The 7923-nt window shown below is 64.7% G+C and carries 6 protein-coding genes and 1 pseudogene; 6 read left to right on the top strand and 1 reads right to left on the bottom strand.

The window, feature by feature from the left end; genetic code table 11:
• Nucleotides 1-133, bottom strand: a pseudogene (locus AD948_RS18560) (hydrolase); the annotation flags it as partial.
• A gap of 109 nt (nt 134-242) precedes the next feature.
• On the opposite strand from AD948_RS18560, the gene AD948_RS00890 reads away from it, so the two are divergent.
• The 6 genes from AD948_RS00890 to AD948_RS00865 all read left to right on the top strand — a co-directional run bounded on the left by AD948_RS00890 (nt 243) and on the right by AD948_RS00865 (nt 7856).
• Nucleotides 243-899, top strand: a complete 657-nt coding sequence (locus AD948_RS00890) for a TetR/AcrR family transcriptional regulator (protein ID WP_061470301.1) — start codon at nt 243-245, stop codon at nt 897-899.
• A gap of 211 nt (nt 900-1110) precedes the next feature.
• On the top strand, nt 1111-3480 hold the full coding sequence (locus AD948_RS00885) for a copper-transporting P-type ATPase (protein WP_061470300.1): 2370 nt from the start codon (nt 1111-1113) through the stop codon (nt 3478-3480).
• On the top strand, nt 3477-4772 hold the full coding sequence (locus AD948_RS00880) for a chloride channel protein (protein WP_061470299.1): 1296 nt from the start codon (nt 3477-3479) through the stop codon (nt 4770-4772). Before AD948_RS00885 ends, AD948_RS00880 begins: the two co-directional genes overlap by 4 nt.
• Before the next feature lie 324 nt (nt 4773-5096).
• Nucleotides 5097-6299, top strand: coding sequence for a hypothetical protein (locus tag AD948_RS00875; protein WP_061470298.1), 1203 nt, complete (start codon nt 5097-5099; stop codon nt 6297-6299).
• Nucleotides 6300-6382: 83 nt separating this feature from the next.
• Nucleotides 6383-6823, top strand: coding sequence for a hypothetical protein (locus tag AD948_RS00870; protein ID WP_061470302.1), 441 nt, complete (start codon nt 6383-6385; stop codon nt 6821-6823).
• Entirely contained in the window at nt 6810-7856 is a 1047-nt protein-coding gene (locus AD948_RS00865; RefSeq protein WP_061470297.1) for a DUF7146 domain-containing protein, read from the top strand. Before AD948_RS00870 ends, AD948_RS00865 begins: the two co-directional genes overlap by 14 nt.
• The last annotated feature ends 67 nt before the right edge of the window (nt 7857-7923 follow it).

Below are 7923 nucleotides of genomic sequence, written 5' to 3'. Positions count from 1 at the left end.
GGAAGCGGGCTGCGAGTGCTTTCGAGCGCTCCACAATCGCATCCCCCGGTGTCGGAGCCAGAGGAAGCCCCGTGATACCCTTCTGGAGATCGATCAGAACGAGGGCCGTCTTAGTGGCCGGAAGTGAAATCATGGCAAGACCTTCCCTATCGGCGTTAGAACCGCCATCCCGAACCGTTGTCGGGAACACGCGGAAACGTTAAGAAGTTGAGTAGGTACTCAAACAGAGGTATTATTTGAGGATGGACTCAAATTCGTCAAGGGGTAAACGAACATCTCTTCAGCCGCTGCGCGCGGCTGGGCGTCAGCGCGTCGAGGAATTGCTGGAAGCCGCGTCCGACCTCATGGCGGAACGAGGTTACGAGGCGACGACCATGACGGAGATCGCCGCGCGTGCCGGGGCGAAGATCGGCTCGCTCTATCGTTTCTTTCCGAACAAGGAGGCAGTGGCGGACGCTTTGGTGCAGCGGCATATCGCTGTTCTGGAAGATGAATACGCGGCGCTCGCCAAACGTGCAGCCATGCTCTCGCCGGACGCTCTGGCGGACGTTCTCATCGAACTGCTTGTCACGCTTCATCCTTGCGTGAAATCCCTGTCCGCGCTGATGGAGGCACGGACTGACAGGATGGAGATCCGTGATCGTGCACGAGGACATGCCATAGCCGGAATTGCCGCAGCGTTGCGTGTCTGTGCGCCAGGGTTGGATGAGGCATTGGCGAGAGATATTGCTGCGGTCGTTCTAAACACCATGAAAGTGTTGCGCGGCATGATCACGAAGGACGCGCCCACGACGCCGGGCGCGCCTGACGAGTTAAGGCGGATGAACCGTCTTTATCTTGCCGACAGGCTAGCGCCGTATCAACGCGCTTTAGACGGCATAACGGACGCACAACCATAATTTCCCGGATTTATGTAGTATTCGACACACCACCTAAGAACTTTGGCGCAGTCCGGGAGAGCGAGATGTCGTGGCAGCTTGCGCCTACATGTCAGCCATCGCGGAAATGCGAAGCTGTTCTCGCAAGCGGTCGTTCCGCCATTTCCTTCGAAACGTGCTAGTCGGTAGCTGACGCTCGGCTACTCCTACTAGATCATTCAAGAGAAACGGCATGCAGCAGACGCATCAGCAGGACGATCCGAATCCTTCCACGCATGAGACAGTCTGGACGTGTCCGATGCACCCGGAAGTCAGGGAAGCGCATCCCGGCCAATGCCCGAAATGCGGCATGACGCTTCAGCCGGCGAACGAGGCCGGCACCATGCCGCCGATGCCGGGAATGGATCATCATGGGATGGCGCACGACATGATGCGCCATGACCATGAACAGGCGTCCCGCCGTCCCGTGAAGGGCGCGCCCGCTTCCGCCGGATCGCACACCATCTGGACCTGCCCGATGCACCCGCAGATCCGGCGGGACCATCCGGGAAACTGCCCGCTCTGCGGCATGACGCTCGAACCGGAGGAACCGACGGGTCAGTCCGAGGAAAGCCCCGAACTGAAGGATTTCACGCGGCGCCTGATCGTAGCTGGAGCGCTCGCCATTCCCCTGCTGATCGTCTCCATGGGCGGCGATGTCGGGCTGCACCTTGTTTCGCCCGCGCTTTCGCCCTGGGTTCAGCTCGTGCTCACCCTGCCCATCGTCTGCTGGGCGGGACTGCCGTTCTTCCAGCGCGGCCTCGCTTCGCTGCGCACGCTGCACTTCAACATGTTCACCCTGATCATGTTCGGCGTCGGCGCAGCTTTCGGCTACAGCCTTGCCGCGACCTTCGTGCCCGATGTATTCCCTGCGACCTTCCGGATGCCGGACGGCACGCTGCCTGTCTATTACGAGGCGGCGGGCGTCGTGGTGGCGCTGGTCCTGCTCGGTCAGGTGCTGGAACTGCGCGCCCGTGCGGCGACCGGCAATGCCATCCGCGCCCTGCTGGACCTCACGCCGAAACAGGCGCACCGCATCGGTGCCGACGACAGGGAACAGGATGTCCCGGTCGAGGACGTCATGAAGGGCGACCGGCTGCGCGTCCGGCCGGGAGAATCCGTCCCCGTTGACGGCACGGTGCTGGACGGCGCGTCGAGCGTGGATGAGTCCATGATCACCGGCGAGCCCGCGCCCGTCGAGAAGAAAGCCGGCGATCCGGTGACAGGCGGCACCATCAACGGCACAGGCAGTCTGGAGATCAAGGCACAGGCAGTGGGCAGCGACACGATGCTGGCGCGCATCGTGAAGATGGTCGCCTCGGCCCAGCGCTCGCGCGCCCCGATCCAGACCGTCGCGGACCGCGTCTCGGGCTGGTTCGTGCCGCTGGTGCTGGCCGTCTCCGTCGTGACGTTCATCGTCTGGTATGCCGTCGGTCCGGCGCCGCGCTTCGGTCACGCGCTGCTCAACGCGATCTCGGTGCTGATCATCGCCTGCCCCTGCGCGCTGGGGCTGGCGACGCCGATGTCGGTGATGGTCGGCACCGGGCGCGGGGCGCGCGAGGGTGTGCTGGTGCGCGATGCCGGCGCATTGCAGGCACTGGACAAGGTGGACACGCTGGTCGTGGACAAGACCGGCACGCTGACCGAGGGGCATCCGAAGCTGATCGCGCTGGACGTCGCGGAGGGCTGGCGGGAGGATGAGGTGCTGCGTCTGGCGGCGTCGGTCGAGGCGCAGTCGCAGCATCCGCTGGCGCAGGCCGTGGTCCGGGCGCTGAAGGAGCGCCACGGCGAACCCGCGCCGGTCGGGGATTTCGCCTCGCAGCCCGGTCTGGGCGTCAGCGGAAGAGTGGACGGGCATCAGGTGGTGATCGGCAATGCCGAACGGCTGAAGCAGGCGGGGGCCGATACCGCGCCGCTGGAGGCGACGGCCGGGGCGCGGCGTCAGGACGGCGCGGGCGTGATGTTCGTCGCCATTGATGGCAGGTTGGCCGGGCTGATCGCGGTGGCCGATCCCCTGCGGGCGGATACGAAGGCGGCGCTCGCGGCCCTGCACGCCGACGGGTTGCGCATCGTTATGCTCACGGGCGACAATGAGGCGACTGCAGCGGCTGTGGCGAAGGTCGCTGGGAATATTGCCGAAATCCACGCCGGACTGAAGCCGCAGGACAAGGCGGACATTATCCGGAGGCTTGAGGCGGCGGGTGCGCATGTGGCGATGACGGGGGATGGCGTGAACGACGCGCCCGCGCTCGCCGCCGCGTCTGTCGGCATTGCCATGGGTACGGGGACGGACGTCGCCATCGAGAGCGCGGGCATTACGCTGGCGCATGGCAGTCTCGGCGCACTGGTCCGCGCCCGGACACTGGCGCATGACACGATGCGCAACATCCGGCAGAATCTGGCGTTCTCGTTTCTGTTCAACGGGATCGGCATCCCGGTCGCGGCGGGCGTCCTCTACCCGGTATTCGGGCTTCTGCTGTCGCCTATGATCGGAGGCGCGGCCATGGCGCTCTCTTCCGTCACGGTCATCACCAACGCGCTTCGGCTTGGAAAGACCTCGTGATACAAACGCCTGAAAACGATCCTCCGTGCGGCCTGACGGTTCTTTCCCTGCTGTCCATCCTGACGGGCCTTGTCGCGGGCGCGATCTGCGGGTCGTTCCGGCTGCTCCTCGAATGGGCTGACGGGTTGCGCACGGCGCTCGCTCTTGGTCCATGGCACGGCTTTCCCGCCGGATTGCTCCTGATTCCGGCATCGAGCCTTGCCTCCTTCCTTGCGGCGCTGATGGTGCGGCGGCTGGCCCCGCTCGCCTCCGGCAGCGGTATTCCGCATGTCGAGGCCGTTCTGGCCGGCACGACGGCCGCTTCCTCGGCGAGCCTCGTCCCGGTGAAATTCGTCGGCGGTCTGCTCGCGATCGGCGGCGGGCTGGCGCTCGGGCGCGAAGGACCGAGCGTGCAGATGGGCGCTTCGGCGGCGAACACGATCGGCCGCCTGCTTCGGCTCGGCCGGTCGGATTGTCGGGTCTTGCTGGCGGCGGGCGCCGGGGCGGGTCTCGCGACGGCGTTCAACGCGCCGGGAGCAGGGGCCATCTTCGTTCTGGAAGAACTCGTCGGCCGGTTCGAAGCCCGCACGGTCTGCTCGGCACTGGGAGCCTCCGTCTCCGCCATTCTCGTGGCCCGCGCCATGCTGGGCGGCAACCCGGATTTCATGGTCTCTGTAGCGCCCACAGTGATCGATGTTTCGACCCAGCTCCTGTTCCTGCTGACCGGGCTCGCGATGGGTGTCCTCTCCGTCCTGTATAACCGGACTGTCCTTACAACACTGCGGTTCGCGGAAGGTCTGCCGGTCGGAGTGGAGACGCGCGCGGCGCTGATCGGCGCTCTGGCAGGCGTCGTCGTCTGGCTGACCCCGCATCTGGCGGGAGGCGGAGACTGGCTCACGCAAAAGGCGATCGACGGCACCATCACATGGTCGGTCATCCCGGGGCTGTTCGTCCTGCGTCTGGCTCTGGGAGCGCTCTCCTATGCGGCCGCGACGCCGGGCGGCCTGTTCGCGCCTATGCTGGCGCTCGGCGCACTTGCCGGGCTCGGCTGCGGCAATATCGCGCATGCGCTTGATCCGCGTCTCGCGGGCGATACCGTTCCCTTCGTTATTGTCGGAATGGCGGCGATGTTCGCGGGGTCCGTCCGCGCTCCCCTGACGGGGATCATTCTCGTCACGGAGATGACCAGTGCCACCAGCCTGCTGCTGCCGCTCCTTTCGGGGAGCTTCGCGGCGATGCTCGTCGCGGACGGGATGAAAGAGGCGCCTATCTACGAAGCCCTCCGTAACCGGGCCGCAATCGCCAAGCGCTAGAAGGGGAAACACGCTCGGCCTTCCCGGCGTTGAAATGAATTTCGCCCTGAACTGTCATTGCTCCGAGCGCCATCCGCCACAGAGGGACGCGATGGGCATGACGATGGCATCAAGCCGACAGGTGGCAGCGGCCCGATAACCGGCCTCCCATTCACCCCTCCATTGCCGCCGTGATGTCAGCGAGGCAGCGGCCTCGCCGTGTTCCGGGACGAGGGGCGGGGTGTCTCCGTAGTCGGATGGGATACTGTGCGGGAAGTAGTCATGGGAGGAAGAGGGCGGCTTCGCCTTTGGTGCCGAATAACCGGCATTAGAGGAGAGTTTTCCATGACCACGACCACCATCCTGCCCCCAGCACCCCGTGGTGCTGCGTCCGGCGGCTTTAAGATAGATCCTTCGCGTGGCAGCCGCAGCGCCCGCGTCTCGTCCGAATGGTTTTCCCGTCCCGACGACGAACGTTACCTGTCACTGTCCGACCTGCATGCGGCCACACTTGCCCGTGCCGAGCGCGCCACCGCTCGCACGGTGGAAAGCCGGAGCATTCGCGTCGAGGCCTCGCGCGATAATGCCGAGCGCGTGACCCTGACCGTGCCGGGACAGAACGAGCCGATCGCACCGACACACTGGTCGTTCGGCCAGATGTGCAGCCTTGTCGGCGCGCCGTCGTCCTATCTGCGCAACCTTCCAGCGCCACTGGCGGCGATCAACCTGCAGCACGGGCTGCTGTCGCATCGCGCCGAACTGGTGAAAACACTGGAGACGGAAGACGGTCGCGTCGAGCTGCGCGCCGTAACCGGTCCCGATTATGGCCGCATCTGGGACCATGAACTGGTGGGCGCGGTAAGCAAGATCGCTGGCGACGGTACGGGCGACACCAACTGGAAGGTGCCGGGTGTCATCGACTGGGCGACCATGACCCATAATCCGTATGTGGACATCACGAAGGAAACCACGACGCTGTATGCGTCAGACAGGGATGTGTTCCTGTTTCTGGTCGACGACACGCATCCCATTGAAGCCGGACGCCTGCCCAATGGCGATCCCGATCTCTATTTCCGGGGCTTCTATGCCTGGAATTCTGAAGTCGGCAGCAAGAGCCTTGGCATCGCGTCATTTTATCTGCGCGGAGTGTGTCAGAACAGAATGCTCTGGGGCGTGGAGAATTTCGAACAGATTACGATCCGGCATAGCAAGTTCGCGGCCTCGCGTTTCGTGCATCAGGCGACACCGGCCCTGCGAAATTTCGCCACGGCCAGTCCGGCGTCATTCGTTTCGGGCATTCAGGCCTCGCGCCGCGCTCTGGTGGCGAAGAACGATGATGATCGGGAAACGTTCCTGCGTCGTCGTGGGTTCTCTAAACCGGAAACCACGAAGATCATCGAGACGGTGTTGAACGAGGAGGGACGCAAGCCCGAGAGCGTGTTCGATTTCGTGCAGGGCATTACCGCACTGGCGCGGACGAAGGCCAATCAGGATACGCGGCTGGATCTGGAGGAGAAGGCCCGCAGGCTGATGGAGCGTGCGTGCTGAAAGCCGCTTTTCTGTCTTTCCGCAAAGACGTTTTTACGAGCCCGGCCACTGCGCCGGGCTTTTTCGTTTCGGGAGTTTTTCCGATGGCTGATTTCTTCACGCATTTTTCCTGCGTGCTCGATGTAGGCACCGTGGGCAATGCCGCAAAGGCGCTCGATCTCTACAACGCGTTCATGGATGAGTTGGCGGCGGAAGATCCGCCCTCTGACGGGTTCCGGCTTTCCGTAGAACCGGAATATGGTGGCACCAAGCTCTGGATGCACGACGAGACAACCGGCGATCCGCATCAGGTCGTGGAATTCGTGCTACGCTGCGCACGGACATTCCGGTTGCGGGGGCGATGGGGATTTCAATGGGCCAATACGGCCTCACGTGCCCGGATTGGCGCCTTCAGCGGCGGCGCGCATCTGCTTGACCTTGGCAGGCGCAGGACGATTTCATGGATGACCACCGATCGCTGGCTGGCGATCGCCCTGAACAGAGGCGATCCCGACACAGGAGGGCGGGGCGATGACCTTGCATGACGCGGGCGATCTCGCCCGTCGTCTGGCGGAGAACGCAGAGGCAGTGTGTCGGCGGTATCTGTCCGCCGGTCGCCGTCACGGCAATTACTGGCTGGTTGGTGATGTGCGCAACACGCCGGGGCGGTCGCTGTTTGTCCGGCTGCACGACACCGCCAACGGCAGGGCCGGAAAATGGACCGACGCGCAGTCCGGCGAGCATGGCGACCTGCTCGACGTGATCCGCGAAAGCCTCGGCCTGGTGGATTTCCGCGACGTGGCCGATGAGGCGCGCGTCTTCCTCAGCCGGCCGCGCCCCGATCCGGGACCGCTGTCGCGGGATCGTCCGGTTCAGGAACGTGGACCTGCCAGTTCTTCCGAGGCCGCGCGTCGGCTCTGGGCCATGTCCGGGCCGATCACGGGCACGCCCGTAGAAGCGTATCTCCGCAGACGCGACATGACGCTTTTGCACGGAACCGGAGCCCTGCGCTTCCATCCACGTTGCTATTATCGTCCGGACGAGCACAGTCCGACCGAGACCTGGCCCGCGATGATCGCCGGTGTGACCGATCTTGAAGGCCGCGTGACCGGCGTTCATCGCACCTGGCTGGCGCGCGACGGACGCGGCAAGGCGCCTGTCGAAATTCCCCGTCGGGCGATGGGCGACCTACTTGGCAACGCCGTGCGCTTCGGCACTGTGTCCGACGTTCTGGCGGCAGGTGAGGGGATCGAGACGGTGCTGTCGCTCCGCGAAATCATGCCCGATCTGCCGCTGGCCGCCTGCCTGTCCTCGGCGCATCTCGCCGCCATGACGTTTCCGCCCACGCTGCGTCGCCTCTACGTGTTGCGTGATGACGACCCGGCCGGAGACCATGCGGTGACGACCCTGCTGGCCCGGACGCAGGAGACCGGGGTCGAGTGCCTCGTGCTGTCACCGCGTCTGGCGGACTTCAACGATGATCTCCGCTATCTCGGGCGCGGGGCGATGCGGGCGATCCTGCATCCCCAGCTTGCCCCGCAGGACGTAGCGCGGTTTCTGCAGCCCGTCGCGCACTGAGGCGGGCCGGGAAAGGGGTGTGAGGGTCTTCGTCTTTCATCGCCGTGCGGGGCTGTCCCGTTTCCGG

This window comes from Acetobacter senegalensis, from assembly GCF_001580995.1.
In the GTDB taxonomy this organism is placed as follows: domain Bacteria; phylum Pseudomonadota; class Alphaproteobacteria; order Acetobacterales; family Acetobacteraceae; genus Acetobacter; species Acetobacter senegalensis.
This window is presented reverse-complemented; position numbering and strand designations above follow the sequence as displayed.

Excerpts from the sequence above, each read along its gene's own strand:
- AD948_RS00890 (WP_061470301.1), top strand. The coding sequence starts at position 243 with ATGGACTCAAATTCGTCAAGGGGTAAACGAACATCTCTTCAGCCGCTG.
- AD948_RS00885 (WP_061470300.1), top strand. The coding sequence starts at position 1,111 with ATGCAGCAGACGCATCAGCAGGACGATCCGAATCCTTCCACGCATGAG.
- AD948_RS00875 (WP_061470298.1), top strand. The coding sequence starts at position 5,097 with ATGACCACGACCACCATCCTGCCCCCAGCACCCCGTGGTGCTGCGTCC.
- AD948_RS00870 (WP_061470302.1), top strand. The coding sequence starts at position 6,383 with ATGGCTGATTTCTTCACGCATTTTTCCTGCGTGCTCGATGTAGGCACC.
- AD948_RS00865 (WP_061470297.1), top strand. The coding sequence starts at position 6,810 with ATGACCTTGCATGACGCGGGCGATCTCGCCCGTCGTCTGGCGGAGAAC.